Origin of the sequence: Blastomonas sp. CCH1-A6 (assembly GCF_001556365.1) — a bacterium.
Taxonomy (GTDB): Bacteria; Pseudomonadota; Alphaproteobacteria; order Sphingomonadales; family Sphingomonadaceae; genus Blastomonas; species Blastomonas ursincola.
This window is the reverse complement of the sequence record NZ_LSIS01000162.1, coordinates 1-251: the sequence shown is the minus strand read 5'-3', so window position 1 is coordinate 251 and position 251 is coordinate 1. Positions and strand designations below refer to the sequence as shown.

Genomic DNA, 251 nt, shown 5'->3' with positions numbered 1-251 from the left:
CTGCGCCGCGCCGGTGGCCGTGACGCCGCCGATGCTGACCGCACCCTGGCCGTCGACACTGACCTGCGAGCCGCCCAGCGTGCCTGCAGTGATCGGCCCGGTATCCGCCAGCAGCGTCACCGCACCACCTGCCGTGACATTGCCCACCGAAAGATTGCCGCCGGTGGCATTGAGGAAGCTGAACAGCGTCGAGTTGATCGCCCCGGAGCTGATGTTGGCCGCCGTGATGCCGACGCGCCCGCCATTGGCGG

At 69.7% G+C, this 251-nt stretch carries 1 protein-coding gene; it reads right to left on the bottom strand.

The features are described 5' to 3' along the window. Positions 1–251 (bottom strand): hypothetical protein (locus AX735_RS25675; RefSeq protein ID WP_202189520.1); only part of this gene is annotated, 251 nt, incomplete at both ends.